The organism is Pseudanabaena sp. lw0831, from assembly GCF_016584665.1.
Classification (GTDB): Bacteria; Cyanobacteriota; Cyanobacteriia; order Pseudanabaenales; family Pseudanabaenaceae; genus Pseudanabaena.
This window is the reverse complement of record NZ_BBJB01000003.1, coordinates 38,861-57,805: the sequence shown is the minus strand read 5'-3', so window position 1 is coordinate 57,805 and position 18,945 is coordinate 38,861. Positions and strand designations below refer to the sequence as shown.

Genomic DNA, 18,945 nt, shown 5'->3' with positions numbered 1-18,945 from the left:
CTAATAAAGCGATCGCTTTATCTGGTCGCGACCTGAGTACGTGCCTGAGAACGCGATTTAGGCTTATCTTTCACTACAATTTCCACATCTTGACCTGCTGATTTTATAAGCAAGTTCTGCTTTAACCAGTAACTCATCAGAGTTCTCTAATCCTAAATCTGCAAAAACATTGCCACTACTACTTTGTACCTTAATTTCTTCAGGCATTTTATAACTCCATTTACTTCTTGTTGTAATGCTCAGAGTAGTGTTCTTTAGCTCGTTTTAGCCATACTTCAATCAAATCAATATCTTGCTAGCGATCAACTGGTATTGCGATCGCTAATCTATATCATTAACTTCAACTCCCTCAAAAAGAGCGATCGCATCTTGAATAACCATATCTATAAAATTTAAGCAAAGGACAATCAGATACGATCGCGATAAAATAGGGCTAAACCAAAAACAAGCCCAACAAAATGCTATCTCCGCATACAAACGCTAACCCTCATTTAGCCAACGCCCAATCATGGAAAATTAAGCTGCTCTATGATGGTGCATGTCCTCTATGTGTGCGTGAAGTCAACTTTTTAAAAAGCAAAGATGGCGATCTCGGTTTAATTAATTTTGTGGATATTGCCGCCGATGACTATGAACCCGCCGACAATGCTGGGATAGATTTTGAGACAGCAATGGGGCGGATTCACGCATTGCTACCCGATGGCGAGATCGTCCAAAATGTCGAAGTATTCCGCCAAACCTACGACATCCTTGGCATCGGCTGGATCTATGCGATCACCAAAATACCGCTTGTAGGGCACATCGCCGACGCACTCTATGGAATTTGGGCAGACTATCGCCTCCTCCTTACTGGTCGAGGAAATCTTAAAGCGATCGTGGCAAAACGTCGGCAACACAAAAAAGAACGCGAAAATAATCAAAATAATAACCAAGGTCGTTGCGCCGATGGTTGCGCGATCGAAGATCGAAAAAAATTATGATTATTGCTTGGCTAGCGATCGCTGCAATCTCATTTGTTCTGGGCTTTGCTCTTAACAAACTTGTTCCTGCTGACTACAAATGGTTTATGCAATTGCGCCGCCCCCGATGGTTGACTTTTGAAAAAGCTATCCCTTTTATCTGGATATTCATCTTTATTTGCGGAATCACCTCTGCTGCATTTCTCTGGCAAACTCAACCTGCCACATTGAACACATGGTTGCTCATGGCAGGCTACGGCATTGTCGAAATCGCGATTTTAGCTTATACCCCAGTCATGACCCGTTTACGAAATGTTAGGGCAGGGGCGATTACAGGAGCGATCGGTTTTATATTAGGGTTAGTTTTAACAACTCAAGTTTGGCAAGTTTCCAGCTTGGCTGGATGGCTATTAGTGCCATATATACTCTGGAGTCCTGTTGGTACATATGTAACATGGGTAATGGCAAGGCTCAATCCACCTGAAATTTAGATTAAACATCAATAATCGTAGGGGCAAGTCATGACTTGCCCCTACGATTATTGACATTCATCCAAAAAATATAATTTATCGTATATACATAAACAGGAAAAATTCGAGCATGACAGTCAAGCATTTAAAAATCCTCCATCAACACAATTCATCTATAAATCAAACTTTTGAGAAAGATGGTGATGATGTTATTCAAGGATTAACGAAATCTCAAAAGAGTTTGCCACCAAAATATTTTTATGATGATCGAGGCTCAGAACTATTTGAGAAAATTTGCGATCTTCCTGAATATTATCCTACCCGTACCGAAGCATGGATATTGAATGAATATGCTGATGAAATAGCGGCAATCACAGGCTCTTGTGAATTGGTAGAATTAGGTAGTGGCAGCTCTACAAAGACACATTATTTATTAAGTGCTTATCAAAAAGCTGCTAACTCATTAACTGAAGCCGTACCTGATGCTTTCAGTTATATTCCTATCGATGTGAGTGGTGGCATCCTCAAAACTACGGTCTTACATTTACAAGAAAAATATCCTGATCTCTGTCTTGAAGGCTTGTTAGGTACATACGAAGAAGCGTTACTTTATCTAGGCAAAAATCATGGGCGATCGCGCATGATTTTCTTTTTAGGCAGCTCGATTGGTAACTTCACAGAATCAGAATCTAATGATTTTTTAAGTAAGGTTTCCCATGCTTTAACCAAAGGTGATTATTTCCTGTTAGGGATTGATTTGCAGAAACCCAAAGAAGTCTTAGAAGCCGCTTATAACGATAGCCAAGAAGTAACGGCTGCCTTTAATTTGAATATGCTTGCCCATTTGAACTGGCGATTTCAAGGCAATTTCGATCTTGATTTATTTAGACATCAAGCAATTTACAACGAGATCGATCATCAAATTGAAATGTATTTACATGCGCGATCGCCTCATCAAGTTTCTCTAGATATTCTCGATCTCAAAATCCAGTTTCAAGCAGGCGAGAGCATCCTCACCGAAATTTCGCGCAAGTTTGGTCTAGAAGCAGTACAAGCCCAACTGCAATCGCAGGGTTTAGAAACAGTCAAAATCTGGACAGATCCTCAAAAAATGTTTGGATTAGTTTTGTGTCAAGTTTAAGAATTTCTGCCCAAAAGCTCAGGGACAATTCATAAATTGTCCCTATAGTTTTATAAACTCAACATCATAAACGCTCAATCTATGCAACCACCAAATCTGCACCGTTGCGATCGCTTAGAAATCCTTGCTTATTTTCAGCGAGCTTGGCAAATCGAAGATAGCTTGATGAAAAGTTTAGTTGTTCCTGAAACTTTTTATACAAATCCCGATCGCCTCCGAAATTTATTGATTTTTTATCTAGGTCATTCGGCAGTCTTTTATATCAATAAATTAGTCAGAGTCGGGTTAATTACGGCGCGAATCAATCCAGAGTTTGAGATTCTTTTTGAAATCGGAGTCGATCCCGAAAAGCCCGATGATATATCAGGTATTTTTGCTAGTCTTCGACAAGCGGAAGTTACCGCAGTTTGGGAATATCGCCAGCAAGTGTATGACAGGATTAGCGAATTTATTCACAATATGGCGATCTCGCTGCCGATCAATCAAGAGCATCCACTTTGGGGCTTAATGATGGCGATCGAGCATCAATATATCCACATCGAAACCTCATCGATGTTAATTCGCCAATTGCCAGTTGATAAACTCCAACGTCCCGACAGTTGGCAATATGCTCCTGCTAATGGCTATACATCCGCAAATGAGATGATTGAGATCAAGGGCGGTGAAGTACGACTAGGCAAACCTCAAGATTCAAATATCTATGGTTGGGATATTGAGTATGGCGATCGCCTTGTCACTGTAGAGACTTTTCAAGCGAGTAAATATCTGATTACAAATGCCGAATTTTTAGATTTTGTCAAAGATGACGGCTACGAAAATCAACAATATTGGCACGAACAGTCATGGGCTTGGAAAGTTGAGCATAAGATCAAGCACCCTAAATTCTGGATTCAGCAAGGTGACAGCTATAAATATCGCGCTATGTTTGATGAAATCGCGATGCCCTTTGATTTTCCTGTCGAGGTCAATCACTATGAAGCGATCGCCTATTGCCAATGGAAAGGAAATGATACTCGTCTGATGAGTGAGGCAGAATGGCATCTGGCAACTTACGGAGTATCAAATTTACGGCAGCCCATAGAGGAAACAAATGAGGAAATAAATTCAGGCTTCAATCTCAATTTAAAATTTGCTTCCCCTAGTCCTGTTGGTTCTTTAGAAGCCAAAAGTCCTTCAGGGCTATGTGACCTGCGCGGTAATGTTTGGGAATGGCTGAGCGATCATTTAACGCCGCTCACAGGATATCAACCCCATTATCTATATGAGAGCTATTCTGCTTCATATTTTGATACTAAACACAATATGATGGCAGGCGGCTCTTGGATTACAAGTGGAACCGAAGCTGAGAAGTATTATCGTAACTGGTTCCGTCCCAACTTCTATCAACATGCAGGTTTTAGAATAGCCCATTCGTAGGGGCAATTCATGAATTGCCCCTACGAATGATTAGAATATATTTAAGAGATAATTAATTTCCATGCATCCAAATCGATTTGAACCACAAGCAGGTCAAGAGTCTGTCTGGGACTATCCCCGTCCTGCAATCTTAGAGGATACAACTAAGCATATCCGCATCATTTGCAATGATATTGTTTTGGCAGAAACCGATCGCGCTAAACGGGTTTTAGAAACAAGTCATCCGCCTTGTTATTACATTCCTATAGAAGATATCAAAATGGAGTATTTGGTTGAAACTTCGCGGCGAACGATGTGTGAATGGAAGGGAATCAGCCAATATTATGATATTGCGATCGCAGATAAATATATCCAAAATGCGGGCTGGCGATATACTTTACCTACTCCTAATTTCGTGGATATCCAAAACTCGATTAGTTTCTATGGCAGTCTTATGGATGCTTGCTATGTCAATGATGAGCTAATCACGCCGCAAGATGGTGACTTTTACGGCGGCTGGATTACTTCTGATATTGTGGGGCCATTTAAAGGCGAAGTAGGTACTTGGGGCTGGTGATTATGATGATGTTGAGATTGTTGATTATCATTAGGAGCAAAAGCAATGGAAGATACTTTACTGCGTAATCCTCATGTGGGTGAAATCTTGCAATATGAGTTTTTAGAAGAATTAGATATTAATGCAAATAGTTTGGCTGATAATTTGCGTTTACCATGTTTGAGTATTCAGCAAATTATTCAAGGTAAGGCTCCGATGACTGCGGATGTGGATTTGCGGTTATGTCGATATTTTGGGTTGTCAGATGGTTATTTTTTGCGGTTGCATTATGCCTATGAGTTGATGGAAGCAAAAAGAAATTTAGGTGATGTATTACGTCAAATAGTCCCGATTGCAGCAGTACATTAGAAGATAATCATCTCAGTAATAAGATCGCAATCAAGTTTGGTTGAGTGTTAAGCCGAGTGTGTTGCAAAAATCATTGGTTAAGTTGAGATCGCCAGTTGCTAGTCAATCAAAGAGAATTTAAAAGCGATCTCATCTGTTATGTCTTTGATGATGACATGATTTGTTTAGCTTGTGATTCCAATCCATTTAATTTTTGAGTTAAATTATCTTTAGTTTCTGGATCGTTAGTCTTTTTGAGTAGTTTACGAACTTTATACATTTTTAAGTGTTGTCGATTAGGTATCTTCATTTCACCTTGTGGAGTTAGTATAACTCCAGTTACTTGACGAGATTGTTTGCCAGAGTAACGCTTCTCCTTAGATTTATTGACAGATAAGCCGTTACTATAAATCTTCTTTTTGACTTCCCAAATTAGTTTTCCTGAAATGTTCTGTCCTGAGATGGTCACATCATCTATGTAAAGACTTAACTTGCAATTTGCATTTTCAACAATTTCATTAATTTCATCCCACATATCTATATACGCAAAATATGCAATTAAAGGACTGGAAGGACTACCCGTAGGTAAATGATCTTTAAAAGTCAATAATTTCGTTAAAATACTAGCAACATCTGGAGAGCATTGCATTTTCTTATGGAAAAACCAATAAACTCGCCTTGATGGAGTAGAAGAAAAATATTTTTCTATATCAAGAGTTACAACTACATTCGCATTTATATGAACCTTTGCATTGCTAATATAGGAGCAATCTTTTTTAGGGCTATGTAAGTAATCAGGACATTTTATTCTCTTGAGGATATCCTCAATTTGTTTTTGAACCTTTTTTAAGTCATATCTTGGCTTTGCCAACAACCTACTTTTACCAGATTTTATAAATACATCTTCTGTATATAAGTTCTCTGAATCTATAAGAATCTCAAGCTTACGCTTACTAATCCATAAGACTTTGGCAAGTTTAGCTTGAGATGTTAAGCGAAAAAATGGGGACTGATCTAGATCGTATCTAGAATACTTATTCTTTGACTGTGGCATCATAAGCTGATCTTTCAGCAATAAAGTTAAGAATAGCAATAACTTTAGAAGATATAAAATTCTTAAACTTATCCGCCTTAACGTCAGATTCTAGATTCTCCGAGAAAAATAGAATTGATGATAAAGGAATATCAAAAATACTTGAGTATCGATTCAGCAAATCAAGCGTTGGCTGTTTTTTGCCAGATTCAATTTCTGATAAATAAGATTTAGATATACCTAGTTTTTCCGCAAGATCTTTTTGTGATAAATCATAAAATATTCTCATCAATCTTAGAGCTTTATGTAACATATCTAGCTTCCTTGGATTAGAGGTTTATAGAAGTTGTATAGAAGGGTAATAATCTTGTAAAAATTAAGAGAAGAATTCAATGAATTTTTCTAGTAGACCTTTCAATAGCTTGTAAGCGCTATAGATTTGACTACCAAGTTTAAATAGTAAACGCAGTGTCTCTGGTTTGCATAGCTTCTCCAGCCACTGGTATTTTCTAGTTTTTCTTGACTTAAGCTTTTTAGACTTATTCGGATGCTTGTCGGATTTGGAAGATTTCTTGTTGGAAATTTTCATGGGAAAGTTCTCCTTTATGAGGTTTATTTTTACTCAATCTCTTGAGCGTGCCTATAAACCTAGAGAACATCCGTTTTAACCCTTCCTATACACAGCGCATCCAGTGCCAGGATGCGCCAATGTGCTTTGTAATAACAAGTTGTAGGTGCATAAAATAACACTACTTTTACGTTAATCAAGGAACACAGCAGAAAATGAGATTACATTTTCCTCAGATTACCAAAGCAATCTAGTGAGTGGCACTTCTTTCTTTTAACCCGACTATTTTAATATAACACAGTTTTGCTAATTTAGTTCTCTGGCAGCGAACTTTATTTTCAGTGTTTCAAAACAACAAAGTTCGCTCCCTAGGTGTTTATATACTGATGTGGCGATCTCTGTTTTGATGTTGTTGGTTAAATTGGGGGCGATCTCTTGTGTGATGGAAGTATGAAGTTTTAGGCGATCTCTTTGTGATGAGGTTAGGGGCGATTTTTAATTATTTTTCTTCTCTCTTTTCTTCTGCACAAAAGCTCGAAAATCATCCATTGTCAACTGTTCTAATTCCTGATGACGCTCTTTCGTATAGTCGCCAGAACCAGACTCAAACCTTAACAAAAATCTTGCAGCGCCAGCATAGCCCAACTCTTGAATCAAAGCTTTGTAGCCACGTCTAGAAATTTCACTAACTTTCATCACTAATCCTCCTAAATTAACTCTTGATTTTCCATTAACCAAGTTACTGGATTAAAAACTTTAACCTTAATATCATCAGGATAGCTTATTGCTTTCCTGAGTAGACGATCGTCTGTCGTCAGAAAAACTGTTGCATCTGAAGCCTCGGCAAACGCTAAATGTAAAGCATCATAAAGTGTAAAACCTAGTTTACAAAAACTCTCTGCCCTAGCTTCAATATTGTCGGTTGTCTCAACAAAAATTTTTGCCGCACTCAAAAAAGCAAAAACTTGTTCACGTCCCTTAACATTAGGAACCCTCTGTAACTCGAATTCTAGTGCATCACTACTAATCAAAGACATCTCCCCGCGATCGCAACATTCTAGAATCGTTACAACTGCTTCAGTCTCTAATCGAACTCGATATTGCGAAGGATCATCCAAAAGCCGACAGAAACAGCAAGCATCCAGATAAACAGATGGCGATTTATTCATAACACCTCAACTCTCACATTCATACCCGCATGAGCCAACATCATCACCAACTTATCAATACTAAACCTATCAATATCACCATTCATTAAATCGCTAATCCGAGGTTGAGTTTCACCAAAAAATAAGGCAGCTTGCTTTTGAGTCCATCCTTGAGACTGAATAAACCGCTTAATATTCAACATCAAATCAGCCCGAATTTTGAGATTGAGAGCTTCTTCAGGTGCAAAGCCCAAATCTGCAAATACATTCGCGCCACCTTGAATAACTTCAGAAACTTGATTTTGGCTCATTTGTTTATTTTTCGACTTATTGAGTCACACCTAATATACCTTATTTGGCATATTTATGATAGTGCCGTTTAAATGATAAATGAGGCGATCGCTTGTGGGGTGGACGCATTGATGATTGAGGCGATCGCTTCAACAAAAAGTAGTACAATTAATCGTACGAGTTTGGGTCTCTCAATGAAAATTCTTAACGCGAGTGAAGCGCGAGCTAAATTTTTCAGCTTAGTCGAGCAAGTTAACAAAGATCATCTACCAAGATTTATTACTAGTCGGCAAGGTGACGCGGTACTGCTCTCTAAATCTGATTGGGAAAGCATACAGGAAACCCTCTATCTACAGTCTATTCCTAACCTAGTTGAGTCAATTAAAGCCGCCGAACAAGCGAATGATTGGGTTTCTGAAGATGAATTTTTAGGAGCCTTGAATGGACTGGAAGATTGAATTTAGTCGTAATGTGATTAAAGATGCCCAAAAGTTGAAGTCCGCCAATTTGGAATCTAATCTCAAATCTTTACTAGAAATTCTCAAGAAAAATCCTTATGAACCTCCCTATGAGAAATTGTCAGGCAACTTAAAAGGCTATTGTTCAAGACGAATCAATATCAAACACCGTTTGGTTTATTCAGTCGATGAGGAAACTAAAACGATTAGAGTTGTTTCTGTATGGTCACACTACGAATAACTAGAGATTAGGGACGATCGCTTGTGTAGTGAAAGTATGGATATTTTAGGCGCTCGCTTTGTGATTGAGATTAGGGGCGATCGCTTTAACGATTAGGCGAAAATACTAGAAAGAAGATCTTAATTTGGCTAAGTTGACCTACGGCAATTACAACCGAACGACCAATACAACAGCTGAACAAGTTTTGAGAGTTGACAAACAGCATAATGGATAGCAAAGCTATCGCCTGTTTTGATTTTAGATAGAGAAATAGCGAGCGCTAAGGTGATTTCGTGGTAGTATTAAGCATTTGCTTTACTGCCAAAATGCTATAACAGATCTGGACGACGTTGTTTAGTACGAAGGATTTGCTGCTCCTTTCTCCATTCCGCAATCAACTTATGATTGCCCGATCGCAAAACTTCGGGAACTTCCCAACCACGAAAAACGGATGGTCTTGTATATTGTGGATAATCTAATAATCCATCTTCAAAACTTTCAAACTTAAGCGAATCTTCTTTTCCCACTGTCCCAGGGCGTAACCGCACGACTCCATTAATCAACGCCAGAGCAGGAATTTCACCACAGGTAAGTACAAAATCACCGAGCGAAACCTCACGAGTCACTAAATGATCGCATACTCGCTCATCAACGCCCTCATAACTGCCACAAATGAGAACTAGCTGATCGTAAGTTACTAACTCCTTAAATAGATCTTGCTTCATCGGTTCACCCTGAGGAGTCAAGTAAATAATTTCCCGCTTGGGTAAAATTGGTAATGACTCGACCGCCGCAAAAATTGGATCGGGCTTCATCAACATGCCAACACCACCGCCATAGGGTTCATCATCAACGCGATGGTGTTTATCGGTGGTGAAATCTCTGGGATTGGTGAGATATACCTCAGCAATTTGATTGGCGATCGCCTTACCGAGCAAACTTGTCTGCAATGGCGAGGTGAAAAATTCAGGAAACAGGGTGACAATATCTATACGCATAAATAAATTCTATAGTAGAGGGCAGCGCGTAGCGCTGCCCTCTACCTTTTAAAATCGCTATGCTGTCTGTCGCTGAAACTGAAAAAATAATTTTAGATCTCGTCAAACCTTTTGATCCTCAAGTCGATAGTGAAATTTTGCCATTGTCGAAAGTGTTAAATCGAATTCTTGCCGAAGATATCACGAGCGAACTCGACTTTCCCCATTGGGACAATTCGGCGATGGATGGCTATGCTTTGCGCTATGCCGATGTAGAAAATTTACAGGAATTAAAACTAGCGATCGCCTCAGATGAAATTCCCGCAGGCGTAGCAATCGCCCAATCTTTAAATCAAGGCGAATGTGTCAGGATTTTTACAGGCGGCATGTTGCCTATCAGCGCAGATACGATCGTCATGCAAGAAGACACAGAACGCATCGATGATTTTTTGTATCTAAAAGTCAAACCTACTCAAGGCGAATATGTGCGCCGTAAAGGTGAATTTATTCAGGCTGGCGCAACTCTAATCAAGGCAGGCACAAAATTAGGTGCGACAGAAATTGGCGCTTTAGCTTCAGCAAGATGTCAAACAGTCAAAGTTTATCGTCAACCGAAAATAGCCATTATTTCTACAGGCAATGAATTAGTCAGCCTTGATAGTTCCCAGCCGATCCAGTTAGGACAGATTATTGATTCAAATCTATATGCATTATCAACATTGATAGAACAATCGGGCGCGATCGCCATTCCATTCGGCACAGTGCGCGATCATCAAGCCGAATTAGAATCTGTCATGCAACAGGCGATCACCTCAGCAGATATTGTCATTTCCACAGGTGGCGTTTCCGTCGGTGATTATGACTATGTTGAAGAAATACTCGAAAAAATGGGTGCTGATATTCATGTGCGATCAGTAGCGATTAAGCCAGGAAAACCTTTAACTGTCGCATCTCTTGCACCTTTCATTAATGTGAATAGAAGTGAGGATAACCTTCTTTACTTCGGAGTTCCTGGGAATCCTGTTTCAGCAATGATGAGCTTTTGGAGATTCATTCGTGGTGCGATCGCTAAATTAAATGGAGCCAATGAAACCTACTGGTATCCACAACTTATCAAAGCGATCGCAATCGAGGATTTACACTCACAGGGACGGCGCGAAACCTATCTCTGGGGAACCTTAACTTATCAAAAAGGAAGCCCCATTTTTCAACCTGTGAAGAATTATAGTTCTGGGAATCTAATTAGTGCGATCGGTACAAATGCTCTAGCGGTAATGCGTATAAATCAAACCTATGTACCTGCAGGAGATGAAGCGATTATTATGCTAATCTAATCATGATTTCCCCTCATGGCAGTAGATCCTTGTTACAGCAGTTTTCGATTAAACGAACCACAATAATTTTTTAAAAGTGTTGCGAAGCAACACTTTTAAAAAATTATTGATTCGGGTTTGAGCGTAAAGCGCTGTAACTGTATAATCTAAGGACATCGGCAAAAGACAACATAACGAATTTGTGTGTCATTGACAACTATCGAGACAAGCACATGTATGCAAAGTTCTCCTCTAATGTATTGGGCATATTTTCTGGCTGCTTGCATCATTGAGGATGTTCGTCTTATGCCATTAGATAAAAATAATTTAACTAATGAAAACATCGTTACACTTTTGAGGGGATATAGAATTGCACCCTCTGAGCCTTTGCAACGGCAGCTAATTGAAATTCATATGGGTTTGATCCGTGAAATAATCGCTTCTTTACCAACCTCATTAATCAACAAAAAAAGTATTGGCGAGCGCCGTTCCAGCGATCGCTCAGACAGAAATGAACGCCGAGTATCTAATCACAGAGTTGGGGAACGCAGATCGAGCGATCGCGAATTACTCGAAGTTGGTAAACAAGGATTAAAAAAAGCATTAATTCAATTTAATCCTGAGGAAAATCCAAATTTCTCTGAATTTGCTCGATCGCATATTCATCAGCATCTAGAGAATTTTTTGCAAAGACAGTATCTCGACAATCGGAATGAGCCTCAAGAAGCCGAAGAATCTGATCCGCAAACTACGATTACGCGCAAACAAGAAACTCTAGAAATTTTGCAAGCCTATCGGGCTAATCCATCAATCAAGCTGCGAAACAAACTTGCAAACTTGAATATTGGATTGGTTCGCCGCGAGGCTTATCATTGGAAAAATCAATGCCAAGAAAGCTTTGAAGACTTAATGCAGGTTGGATCGATTGGGCTAATTAATGCGATCGAGCGATTTGATGTTAGCAAAGGTAATGCCTTTAGCTCCTTTGCCGTGCCATATATCAAGGGCGAAATCCAACATTATCTCCGCGATAAAAGCCCGACGGTGAGAATGCCTCGCGCTTGGCTGACGACCTATAACCAAGGCTGTAAAATCATCCGCAATAAGCGTACTGAAACTGGACGGGAGCCATCAAGCCAAGAAGTGGCTAACGAGCTAGGTATTACTGTGAGTGAATGGTATGACATTAAACTTGCTTGTCAAAACCGATCGCCAATCAGTCTTGATACGCCGATCAATCAGAGCGAAGATAATTCGACATCCATCGGTGATCTGGTTACCGATCAGAAATATCAAAGTTTTCAACTTGCCCAAGAAGATAATCTTCGGCTCCAGCAAGCTCTCGATCTATTAGAAGATCGCACCCGTGAGGTTGTCGAGTTTGTATTCCTCAAAGAATTTACTCACCGTGAGGTTGCCGAAACTCTAGGAATTAGCGCTGTCACCGTTTCGCGACAACTCAAAAAAGGCTTAATCGCCCTCAAAAAGATTTTGGCTACACCCATCGAATAAAAAAAGCACTCACCTTTGGTGAGTGCTTTTTTTATAAGGTTTTCGCAAAGCGAAAACCTTATTTAGATAGGAGTAGTTGCTTGCACTCTAGCGCGAGCAAGACTTAGACTTTGCTCAGCTCGAATTTTGCCTTGCTTATCTTCAGCCTTAATACCAGCCAAAGCTTGCTCAGCATCTGCAAGTTTCTTCCGCGCTTCTTCAGCATTGATCGTGCTGCCTAATTCGCCACTACGAACCAAAACGGTTACTTCGTTTTCTTCAACTTCAGCAAAACCACCCGTAAGAGCAATCGCAGCCCAAGCCTTATCCTTACGAAAACGTAACACGCCAGTTTCCAGCGCCGAAATCAGAGGGGCGTGACCAGTCAAAATACCCAATTGCCCTGAAGAACTAGGTAAAATCACTTCCTCTGCGACAGTATCCAGAATCGTTTGATCTGGGGCAATTACTTTTACAGTTAGGGTCATGATCTACTTACCAGCTTTTAACTTTTCGGCTTTTTCGATTACTTCTTCGATGTTGCCAACGAGGTAGAACGCTTGCTCAGGAAGATCATCGAGTTCACCCTTAAGGATGCGATCGAAACCACTGATGCTTTCTTCGAGGGTGACATACTTACCAGGAGAACCTGTAAATACTTCAGCAACGAAGAATGGCTGAGACAAGAAACGCTCAATTCTACGGGCGCGGGCTACAGCCAATTTGTCATCTTCAGAAAGTTCATCTAGACCCAAGATCGCGATGATATCTTGAAGTTCTTTGTAACGCTGAAGAATTGCTTGTACACCACGAGCAACGCGGTAATGTTCGTCACTGACGACACCTGGTTGCAACATCGTCGAGGAAGAATCGAGAGGGTCAACCGCAGGATAAATACCCTTAGAAGCCAAACCACGAGACAACACAGTGGTTGCATCAAGGTGAGCAAATGTGGTTGCAGGAGCGGGGTCAGTCAAGTCATCTGCAGGTACATAAACAGCTTGAACGGAGGTAATCGAACCTTCGGTGGTTGATGTAATGCGCTCTTGTAAAGCACCCATATCTGTTGCGAGTGTTGGCTGATAGCCTACAGCCGATGGCATCCGACCAAGCAGTGCGGATACTTCCGAACCAGCTTGAGTAAAGCGGAAAATATTGTCAATGAACAACAATACGTCTTGCTTGGATACATCACGGAAATATTCCGCCATGGTCAAAGCTGTCAAGCCAACACGCATACGCGCTCCAGGTGGCTCGTTCATTTGACCGTAAACTAGAGCGAGGTACTGGAGTACGCCCGATTCTTTCATTTCATGGTAGAGGTCATTACCTTCGCGGGTACGTTCGCCCACACCACCAAACACCGACACACCAGAGTGCTTTTTAGCGATGTTATTGATTAATTCTTGAATTAATACGGTTTTGCCTACGCCAGCACCACCAAATAGTCCAATTTTGCCACCACGACGATAGGGTGCGAGAAGGTCAATTACCTTAATGCCCGTTTCAAAGGTGGTTGGTTTGGTTTCTAAAGAGGTAAATGCAGGCGATGGACGGTGAATTGGGAATTTTTCTTCGGTTACAACGGGACCTAATTCATCGATAGGTTCGCCCAATACGTTAAAGATGCGACCTAATGTATTAGGCCCAACAGGAACGGAAATCGGTGCGCCTGTATCGGTTACACTCATACCTCTAACGATGCCGTCAGTGGTACTCATTGCAACAGCACGAATTTGATTTCCACCTAGTAATTGCTGAACTTCACAGGTGACATTAATGTCTTGGCCTGCGGAGTTACGACCAGTTACGATAACGGCGTTATAAATTTCGGGGACTTTGCCACTGGGGAATTCGGCATCAACAACAGGACCAATGACCTTAGTGATGCTCCCTACTGATACTTTCTCTGCGGTTGTTACCATGCTTGCTGTTTACTCCAGCCTCTAACTCAGAATCTAAAAAATTTGCAATGAAATGACGTGCAAGAAGATATATGCAAGAAAATGCAATACATCATAAAGATCAAACTCTAATGAGTTTAACTTTTTTACACTCAGATATAAAGCTAACCGCTTCTCAAAATATCATTTAATGGGGCTCTAAAGATCGTTGGTTTCCTGAAAACAGCAATTCTCATTATAAAAATTGGGTTTGCTGCGCCGAAGGCGCAGCAAACCCAAAAATTGGCTTCATAATGTGAATTGCTGTGCTGAAAAGGCTTAGATTTTCTGCTATGGGTCAATTGATTTTATATATTGCGTCGAGTCTAGATGGCTATTTAGCGCGTACTTCTGGAGCGGTTGACTGGCTATTTACCGATCAAGACTATGGCTATACCGATTTTTTCGCGTCGATCGATCGCCTTTTGATAGGGCGCATTACCTACGAGCAGATTCTAACCTTTGGGGAATATCCTTATGCTGGCAAGCAAGGTTTTGTGTTTTCACGGACTATGCGACGCGATCACGATGAAAATGTGAATTTTGTTGCTGGCGATCTGGTTAGCTTTGTTAAAAATTTAAAATTACAAAATGGCAAAGATATTTGGCTAGTCGGGGGAGCCGCGATCGCTAAAACCTGTTTAGAAAATAATCTTGTCGATAAATTGATTCTGTCGATCCATCCCATAATTTTAGGCGAAGGTATCGTGTTGTTCCAGCCGCCTCTTCCAACTTTGTCTCTAAAGTTGGAGCATTGCCAGACTTTTGATACAGGGTTAGTACAGCTTACTTATTCCAATAGTTAGCTTCACTCGTTATTCAAAATGATATCTTTTGAAATAGTTCAGACAACGGCATTGTAAAGCCAGAAATCACATCTTCACCATCTTAGAGAGTCAGACTGCTTGAGTAAGCGATCGGGTTCTAGGGCTGAGCGATAGACTAGGACATAACGTAATTTTAGATTGATCACCCAAACTAATCTTGAGCCATTCTCGAAATATTCCACAATTTTTTGATCGATTTCAGCGATCGTGTTGTTAGGGGAGAGAACCTCGATCGCTAAGTCGGGTGAGCCATCTAAAAAGCCATCAGGTAATTCGGTCAAGCCTTTTAATTTGTCTCTAGAGGCAAAGGAAATATCAGGCGATCGCTTGTTACCATTTTTCATCGTGAAAGCTGTACTAGAGTCGAGAATAATTCCCAGTTCTCTAGGTAAGATGTAATTCATCAGAGCCATAACGAGAAGGCTACAAGTATATCCATGTAAAGCACCTAAATTCTCCTTGTCAGTTAATTCTCCATTAAAAATATCGCTCATGATTGTTCTCAGGTGACTTAGTCTAATTTTTCTCAGATATCGCTACAATAAATAGAAAATTGAGCTTATTGGTGTAAAGCAGCTATGCATATAGAAAAGTTGCGGATGCAAAACTTCAGAGGCTTCAAAGATGTCACCATAGATTTTCCATCAAATCTTGCTGTTTTTATAGGCGTGAACGGTTCTGGTAAATCTAGCATTATTGATTGTCTGGATAACTTGTTATTTGAATTAGTGCGTCAAGTTCTTATAGTTCAAAGAAATGGCAAAGGAGATTCTTTATATGACTCGAATCCCAGTTTTGCAGAAATTGATATTTCTAACGAGTGTCGGGAAACCATAAATGAGTTAACAGTCTCATCTTCAGATTTAAAGCAACAATTTTCTAGAAATCTTCAACTACTATACTTTTTTGGATATCCTTCAAGTAGCGAAGAACCTAGGCGTAATTTTGAACTTAGCAAATTTGATGATGCAGAAAATTTCAAAAAATTTATTCATGCTCAAGTAGATAGTAAATCAAACCGAAGCATTCCGATTGTAGTTTGTTATTCTACCAAAAGATCAGTTACACATTATAGTTTATCTGGAAGCGATCCTTGGTCTCCGAATAGAGCTAAGCCATCTCAACTTCATTGTTATACAGATGCTACCAATCAGTATAAAATTGATTTCCACACATTTTTTGCATGGTTTAAACACAATGAAGATTTAGAACAAGAGCTTAAATTAGATGGTGATTTGAATTATCAAGACTATCAATTAAACTTTGTGAGACAAGCAATTTTATCAATATTACCTGATTATACAGATCTCAAAGTTAAGCGATCGCGTATGCAGATTGTCCTTAAAAAACAAGATCATGAGTTAGTGCTTAATCAGCTTTCTGATGGTGAGAAAAACTTGCTGGTAATGGTTGCGGATATTGCGAGAAGATTGGCGATCGCTAATCCAGATCATACAAAAAATGCATTAGAAGGTGAAGGGATTGTTCTAATTGATGAAATAGAATTGCATTTGCATCCTCAATGGCAGCGTGATATTATTCCACGTCTTACAAGTACTTTTCCAAACTGTCAGTTTATTGTTACAACTCACTCACCTCAGGTTCTTAGCAACGTTAAAAAAGAAAACGTATTCATTGTTGAAGATTTCCAAGTGTATCCTGCCGATGCCTATACCTTTGGGCGTGATAGTAATTCTATTCTATCAGAATTAATGGGAGTCACTGAAAGACCTATAGAAATTCAAAACAAACTAACCGAATGCCTATATAAAATTGATGATGGGCAAATCGAAGAAGCCAAAATATTACTGCACGAACTATCTGATTTACTAGGTCACAATGACTCGGAGATTGTTAAGGCAAATACACTGATTAGTTTTCAGTCTAAGGTGAAATGAAAAAGATCATTAAACAATCAGAGCCTAGATCCCTTGTAGAACATCGATTACAGTCTAATGCTAACTATGACAACTATCCTGACAAAGATAAACTCAGAGAATCTTTACTAAAAGAGCAAGGATATATTTGTTGCTACTGTATGAGCCGTATCAATTTAGATGAGATGAAGATAGAACATTGGCAATCACAAACCCAATATAAATCTCGACAACTCGACTACAGAAATTTGCTGGGTGCTTGCATGGGGAATCAAGGGGCGCGTCCTCAAAACCAACATTGTGATACAAGAAAAGGAGATCGTGAAATTACGATCAATCCAATCGAAGGTGATAAAAATTGTGAAAACTTAGTCAAATATCGTCCTGACGGTAAGATTTATTCCGATGATGTATCAGTCAATCACGATTTGAATGAGACTTTAAACTTAAATCTGGATTTCCTAAAAAAGAATCGAAAAGTTGCACTTGATGTTGTGCTTGAGCAACTTCGGAAAAAATTTCCAGATAAAACTTGGACTAAAAATATCCGACAAAAAGTTATCAATGAGTTGAGTGATAAAGATGTAAATGTTTACTACAGTGAGTATTGCCAGATTGCCATTTGGTACTTGAAATCAAAGTTATAGCGATCGCCAAAGTATTACTACGGGCTATAATCAACCGCAAGTCTATAAATTTTTGTAAATATGTCGTCTCCAACCCCTGACGTACCAGCGAGCGAGTCTCGCGAAGCCCGTACCCGCCAAATGCTCGGAATGAAAGGTGCGGACGTACAAGGAGCTTCAATCTGGAAGATCCGCCTGCAACTGATGAAACCGATTACATGGATACCCCTGATGTGGGGCGTACTCTGCGGCGCGGCATCCTCTGGTGATTTTACATGGTCGATTGAAAATGTATTTCGATCGCTACTTTGTATGCTCATGTCAGGGCCCCTACTGACGGGCTATACCCAGACGATTAACGATTACTACGATCGCGAAATTGACGCAATTAACGAGCCATATCGTCCGATTCCATCGGGAGCAATTTCCCTCAAGCAAGTCATTGCGCAGATTTGGATTTTGTGGCTGTCGGGCATTGCTGTAGCGGCTATCCTCGATGTCACCGCTGGTCATGCAGACTTTATCATGACAAAATTAGCGCTTGGTGGTTCATTTGTTGCCTACATCTATTCTGCGCCACCTTTAAAGCTCAAGCAGAATGGATGGCTCGGTAACTATGCCCTCGGCGCAAGTTATATCGCTTTGCCTTGGTGGGCTGGTCATGCACTCTATGGAACCCTCAACTGGACAGTTGTAGCAGTCACCCTTTTCTATAGCCTTGCGGGTTTAGGTATCGCTGTCGTCAATGACTTCAAAAGCGTTGAAGGCGATCGCGAGTTAGGATTGAAATCTTTGCCAGTGATTTTTGGTGTGCAGAAGGCGGCGTTGATATCGGCAACTGCGATCGATGTTTTCCAAATTGGGATTGCCATTTATTTAGTTACTGTTGGCGAACAACTATTAGCCAGTTTGATTGTGCTGTTAGTAATTCCGCAGATTACTTTCCAAGACATGTACTTCCTGCGCGATCCGCTCAAGAATGATGTGAAATATCAAGCCAGCGCTCAACCATTCCTTGTAATTGGGATGCTAGTTGCAGGTATCGCCATGGGACATGCGGGTATCTAAAACATAAAGGTGGCGCTTTGCGCCACCTTTATGTTTGAAGGAAAATAGCTCCTACAGGGTGATTTAGTGATGATCAATGTTGTTTATCATCTAAGTAGCTAGGCACAATTAAATATAAAACCCCAAAATATGTACCGCCCGCGTAGCGGGGCGGTACATATTTCGGCTCTGGGTTTTTAATTATGCCTAGCTACTTAGATGCAAAGAGAACCGATACGTCAGCGAGAATTTGCCAA

23 protein-coding genes and 1 pseudogene are annotated in these 18,945 nt (G+C 40.2%); 14 read left to right on the top strand and 10 right to left on the bottom strand.

The window, feature by feature from the left end; translation table 11 throughout:
• Positions 1–96: 96 nt before the first annotated feature.
• A pseudogene (locus tag APA_RS00910) lies at positions 97–207 on the bottom strand (XRE family transcriptional regulator); the annotation flags it as partial.
• 251 nt (positions 208–458) lie between these two features.
• On the opposite strand from APA_RS00910, the gene APA_RS00905 reads away from it, so the two are divergent.
• The 6 genes from APA_RS00905 (at position 459) to APA_RS00880 (ending at position 4,890) form a co-directional block, all read left to right on the top strand.
• Complete coding sequence (locus tag APA_RS00905; RefSeq protein ID WP_201320445.1) at positions 459–980, top strand: thiol-disulfide oxidoreductase DCC family protein; 522 nt, start codon at positions 459–461, stop codon at positions 978–980.
• Positions 977–1,450, top strand: a complete 474-nt coding sequence (locus tag APA_RS00900) for a TspO/MBR family protein (protein ID WP_201320444.1) — start codon at positions 977–979, stop codon at positions 1,448–1,450. Before APA_RS00905 ends, APA_RS00900 begins: the two co-directional genes overlap by 4 nt.
• Before the next feature lie 109 nt (positions 1,451–1,559).
• The gene (gene egtD / locus APA_RS00895; RefSeq protein ID WP_201320443.1) at positions 1,560–2,570 is read left to right on the top strand and encodes an L-histidine N(alpha)-methyltransferase; all 1,011 of its coding nucleotides are present in this window, start codon (positions 1,560–1,562) and stop codon (positions 2,568–2,570) included.
• Between the two features lie 81 nt (positions 2,571–2,651).
• Positions 2,652–3,986: a 5-histidylcysteine sulfoxide synthase gene (gene ovoA / locus APA_RS00890; protein WP_201320442.1), complete on the top strand. Its 1,335-nt coding sequence runs from the start codon at positions 2,652–2,654 to the stop codon at positions 3,984–3,986.
• Between the two features lie 61 nt (positions 3,987–4,047).
• Positions 4,048–4,542: a DUF427 domain-containing protein gene (locus APA_RS00885; RefSeq protein ID WP_201320441.1), complete on the top strand. Its 495-nt coding sequence runs from the start codon at positions 4,048–4,050 to the stop codon at positions 4,540–4,542.
• 45 nt (positions 4,543–4,587) lie between these two features.
• On the top strand, positions 4,588–4,890 hold the full coding sequence (locus tag APA_RS00880; RefSeq protein ID WP_201320440.1) for a HigA family addiction module antitoxin: 303 nt from the start codon (positions 4,588–4,590) through the stop codon (positions 4,888–4,890).
• Positions 4,891–5,026: 136 nt separating this feature from the next.
• Here the strand turns inward: APA_RS00880 and APA_RS00875 are convergent, their stop codons facing one another.
• The 5 genes from APA_RS00875 to APA_RS00855 form a co-directional block, all read right to left on the bottom strand.
• Positions 5,027–5,926, bottom strand: a complete 900-nt coding sequence (locus APA_RS00875; RefSeq protein WP_201320439.1) for a reverse transcriptase family protein — start codon at positions 5,924–5,926, stop codon at positions 5,027–5,029.
• Positions 5,904–6,215 carry a helix-turn-helix transcriptional regulator gene (locus APA_RS00870; RefSeq protein WP_201320438.1) on the bottom strand — a complete coding sequence of 104 codons (312 nt, stop codon included), beginning with the start codon at positions 6,213–6,215 and terminating at the stop codon, positions 5,904–5,906. The genes APA_RS00875 and APA_RS00870 overlap by 23 nt, the downstream gene beginning before the upstream one ends.
• 750 nt (positions 6,216–6,965) lie before the next feature.
• Positions 6,966–7,166: a hypothetical protein gene (locus APA_RS00865; protein WP_201320437.1), complete on the bottom strand. Its 201-nt coding sequence runs from the start codon at positions 7,164–7,166 to the stop codon at positions 6,966–6,968.
• Positions 7,167–7,177: 11 nt separating this feature from the next.
• Positions 7,178–7,639 (bottom strand): PIN domain-containing protein, encoded by a 462-nt coding sequence (locus APA_RS00860; protein WP_201320436.1) that lies wholly within the window; start codon positions 7,637–7,639, stop codon positions 7,178–7,180.
• Entirely contained in the window at positions 7,636–7,929 is a 294-nt protein-coding gene (locus APA_RS00855) for a helix-turn-helix domain-containing protein (protein ID WP_201320435.1), read from the bottom strand. The genes APA_RS00860 and APA_RS00855 overlap by 4 nt, the downstream gene beginning before the upstream one ends.
• A 174-nt stretch (positions 7,930–8,103) precedes the next feature.
• Here APA_RS00855 and APA_RS25390 point away from each other — a divergent pair, with 174 nt between their 5' ends.
• Together APA_RS25390 and APA_RS00845 are read left to right on the top strand one after the other, a co-directional pair.
• Positions 8,104–8,367 carry a type II toxin-antitoxin system Phd/YefM family antitoxin gene (locus APA_RS25390; RefSeq protein ID WP_201320434.1) on the top strand — a complete coding sequence of 88 codons (264 nt, stop codon included), beginning with the start codon at positions 8,104–8,106 and terminating at the stop codon, positions 8,365–8,367.
• Complete coding sequence (locus tag APA_RS00845) at positions 8,351–8,608, top strand: Txe/YoeB family addiction module toxin (protein WP_201320433.1); 258 nt, start codon at positions 8,351–8,353, stop codon at positions 8,606–8,608. Before APA_RS25390 ends, APA_RS00845 begins: the two co-directional genes overlap by 17 nt.
• Positions 8,609–8,916: 308 nt before the next feature.
• Here the strand turns inward: APA_RS00845 and trmD are convergent, their stop codons facing one another.
• Positions 8,917–9,585, bottom strand: a complete 669-nt coding sequence (trmD, locus tag APA_RS00840; protein ID WP_201320432.1) for a tRNA (guanosine(37)-N1)-methyltransferase TrmD — start codon at positions 9,583–9,585, stop codon at positions 8,917–8,919.
• Between the two features lie 59 nt (positions 9,586–9,644).
• On the opposite strand from trmD, the gene glp reads away from it, so the two are divergent.
• The gene (gene glp / locus APA_RS00835) at positions 9,645–10,898 is read left to right on the top strand and encodes a gephyrin-like molybdotransferase Glp (protein WP_201320431.1); all 1,254 of its coding nucleotides are present in this window, start codon (positions 9,645–9,647) and stop codon (positions 10,896–10,898) included.
• A 759-nt stretch (positions 10,899–11,657) separates the two neighbouring features.
• Positions 11,658–12,389, top strand: coding sequence for an RNA polymerase sigma factor SigF (locus APA_RS25630; protein WP_374101333.1), 732 nt, complete (start codon positions 11,658–11,660; stop codon positions 12,387–12,389).
• Between the two features lie 62 nt (positions 12,390–12,451).
• Here APA_RS25630 and atpC read toward each other — a convergent pair whose 3' ends face one another.
• Entirely contained in the window at positions 12,452–12,856 is a 405-nt protein-coding gene (atpC, locus tag APA_RS00825; protein WP_201320430.1) for an ATP synthase F1 subunit epsilon, read from the bottom strand.
• A gap of 3 nt (positions 12,857–12,859) precedes the next feature.
• Positions 12,860–14,293 carry a F0F1 ATP synthase subunit beta gene (gene atpD, locus APA_RS00820; RefSeq protein WP_201320429.1) on the bottom strand — a complete coding sequence of 478 codons (1,434 nt, stop codon included), beginning with the start codon at positions 14,291–14,293 and terminating at the stop codon, positions 12,860–12,862.
• Between the two features lie 311 nt (positions 14,294–14,604).
• On the opposite strand from atpD, the gene APA_RS00815 reads away from it, so the two are divergent.
• The gene (locus APA_RS00815; RefSeq protein WP_201320428.1) at positions 14,605–15,117 is read left to right on the top strand and encodes a dihydrofolate reductase family protein; all 513 of its coding nucleotides are present in this window, start codon (positions 14,605–14,607) and stop codon (positions 15,115–15,117) included.
• A 74-nt stretch (positions 15,118–15,191) separates the two neighbouring features.
• On the opposite strand, the gene APA_RS00810 is transcribed toward APA_RS00815, so the two are convergent.
• On the bottom strand, positions 15,192–15,632 hold the full coding sequence (locus tag APA_RS00810; protein WP_236579347.1) for a Uma2 family endonuclease: 441 nt from the start codon (positions 15,630–15,632) through the stop codon (positions 15,192–15,194).
• A gap of 84 nt (positions 15,633–15,716) precedes the next feature.
• Here APA_RS00810 and APA_RS00805 point away from each other — a divergent pair, with 84 nt between their 5' ends.
• Genes APA_RS00805 through chlG form a run of 3 tightly spaced genes read left to right on the top strand, consistent with a single transcriptional unit; the run spans position 15,717 to position 18,709 of the window.
• Positions 15,717–17,036 (top strand): AAA family ATPase, encoded by a 1,320-nt coding sequence (locus APA_RS00805; protein WP_201320427.1) that lies wholly within the window; start codon positions 15,717–15,719, stop codon positions 17,034–17,036.
• The gene (locus tag APA_RS00800) at positions 17,033–17,662 is read left to right on the top strand and encodes a retron system putative HNH endonuclease (protein ID WP_201320426.1); all 630 of its coding nucleotides are present in this window, start codon (positions 17,033–17,035) and stop codon (positions 17,660–17,662) included. Before APA_RS00805 ends, APA_RS00800 begins: the two co-directional genes overlap by 4 nt.
• Positions 17,663–17,722: 60 nt before the next feature.
• The gene (gene chlG / locus APA_RS00795) at positions 17,723–18,709 is read left to right on the top strand and encodes a chlorophyll synthase ChlG (RefSeq protein ID WP_201320425.1); all 987 of its coding nucleotides are present in this window, start codon (positions 17,723–17,725) and stop codon (positions 18,707–18,709) included.
• Positions 18,710–18,945 lie beyond the last annotated feature (236 nt).

Bases quoted from the DNA above. Each gene is read 5' to 3' on its own strand.
- APA_RS00880 (WP_201320440.1), top strand. From the start codon at position 4,588: ATGGAAGATACTTTACTGCGTAATCCTCATGTGGGTGAAATCTTGCAA.
- APA_RS00860 (WP_201320436.1), bottom strand. From the start codon at position 7,639: ATGAATAAATCGCCATCTGTTTATCTGGATGCTTGCTGTTTCTGTCGG.
- APA_RS00845 (WP_201320433.1), top strand. From the start codon at position 8,351: ATGGACTGGAAGATTGAATTTAGTCGTAATGTGATTAAAGATGCCCAA.
- APA_RS00905 (WP_201320445.1), top strand. From the start codon at position 459: ATGCTATCTCCGCATACAAACGCTAACCCTCATTTAGCCAACGCCCAA.
- APA_RS25390 (WP_201320434.1), top strand. From the start codon at position 8,104: ATGAAAATTCTTAACGCGAGTGAAGCGCGAGCTAAATTTTTCAGCTTA.
- atpD (WP_201320429.1), bottom strand. From the start codon at position 14,293: ATGGTAACAACCGCAGAGAAAGTATCAGTAGGGAGCATCACTAAGGTC.
- chlG (WP_201320425.1), top strand. From the start codon at position 17,723: ATGTCGTCTCCAACCCCTGACGTACCAGCGAGCGAGTCTCGCGAAGCC.
- APA_RS00810 (WP_236579347.1), bottom strand. From the start codon at position 15,632: ATGAGCGATATTTTTAATGGAGAATTAACTGACAAGGAGAATTTAGGT.
- ovoA (WP_201320442.1), top strand. From the start codon at position 2,652: ATGCAACCACCAAATCTGCACCGTTGCGATCGCTTAGAAATCCTTGCT.
- glp (WP_201320431.1), top strand. From the start codon at position 9,645: ATGCTGTCTGTCGCTGAAACTGAAAAAATAATTTTAGATCTCGTCAAA.
- APA_RS00900 (WP_201320444.1), top strand. From the start codon at position 977: ATGATTATTGCTTGGCTAGCGATCGCTGCAATCTCATTTGTTCTGGGC.
- APA_RS00875 (WP_201320439.1), bottom strand. From the start codon at position 5,926: ATGATGCCACAGTCAAAGAATAAGTATTCTAGATACGATCTAGATCAG.
- APA_RS00805 (WP_201320427.1), top strand. From the start codon at position 15,717: ATGCATATAGAAAAGTTGCGGATGCAAAACTTCAGAGGCTTCAAAGAT.
- APA_RS00865 (WP_201320437.1), bottom strand. From the start codon at position 7,166: ATGAAAGTTAGTGAAATTTCTAGACGTGGCTACAAAGCTTTGATTCAA.
- egtD (WP_201320443.1), top strand. From the start codon at position 1,560: ATGACAGTCAAGCATTTAAAAATCCTCCATCAACACAATTCATCTATA.
- APA_RS00800 (WP_201320426.1), top strand. From the start codon at position 17,033: ATGAAAAAGATCATTAAACAATCAGAGCCTAGATCCCTTGTAGAACAT.
- atpC (WP_201320430.1), bottom strand. From the start codon at position 12,856: ATGACCCTAACTGTAAAAGTAATTGCCCCAGATCAAACGATTCTGGAT.
- APA_RS00870 (WP_201320438.1), bottom strand. From the start codon at position 6,215: ATGTTACATAAAGCTCTAAGATTGATGAGAATATTTTATGATTTATCA.
- APA_RS00815 (WP_201320428.1), top strand. From the start codon at position 14,605: ATGGGTCAATTGATTTTATATATTGCGTCGAGTCTAGATGGCTATTTA.
- trmD (WP_201320432.1), bottom strand. From the start codon at position 9,585: ATGCGTATAGATATTGTCACCCTGTTTCCTGAATTTTTCACCTCGCCA.
- APA_RS00855 (WP_201320435.1), bottom strand. From the start codon at position 7,929: ATGAGCCAAAATCAAGTTTCTGAAGTTATTCAAGGTGGCGCGAATGTA.
- APA_RS00885 (WP_201320441.1), top strand. From the start codon at position 4,048: ATGCATCCAAATCGATTTGAACCACAAGCAGGTCAAGAGTCTGTCTGG.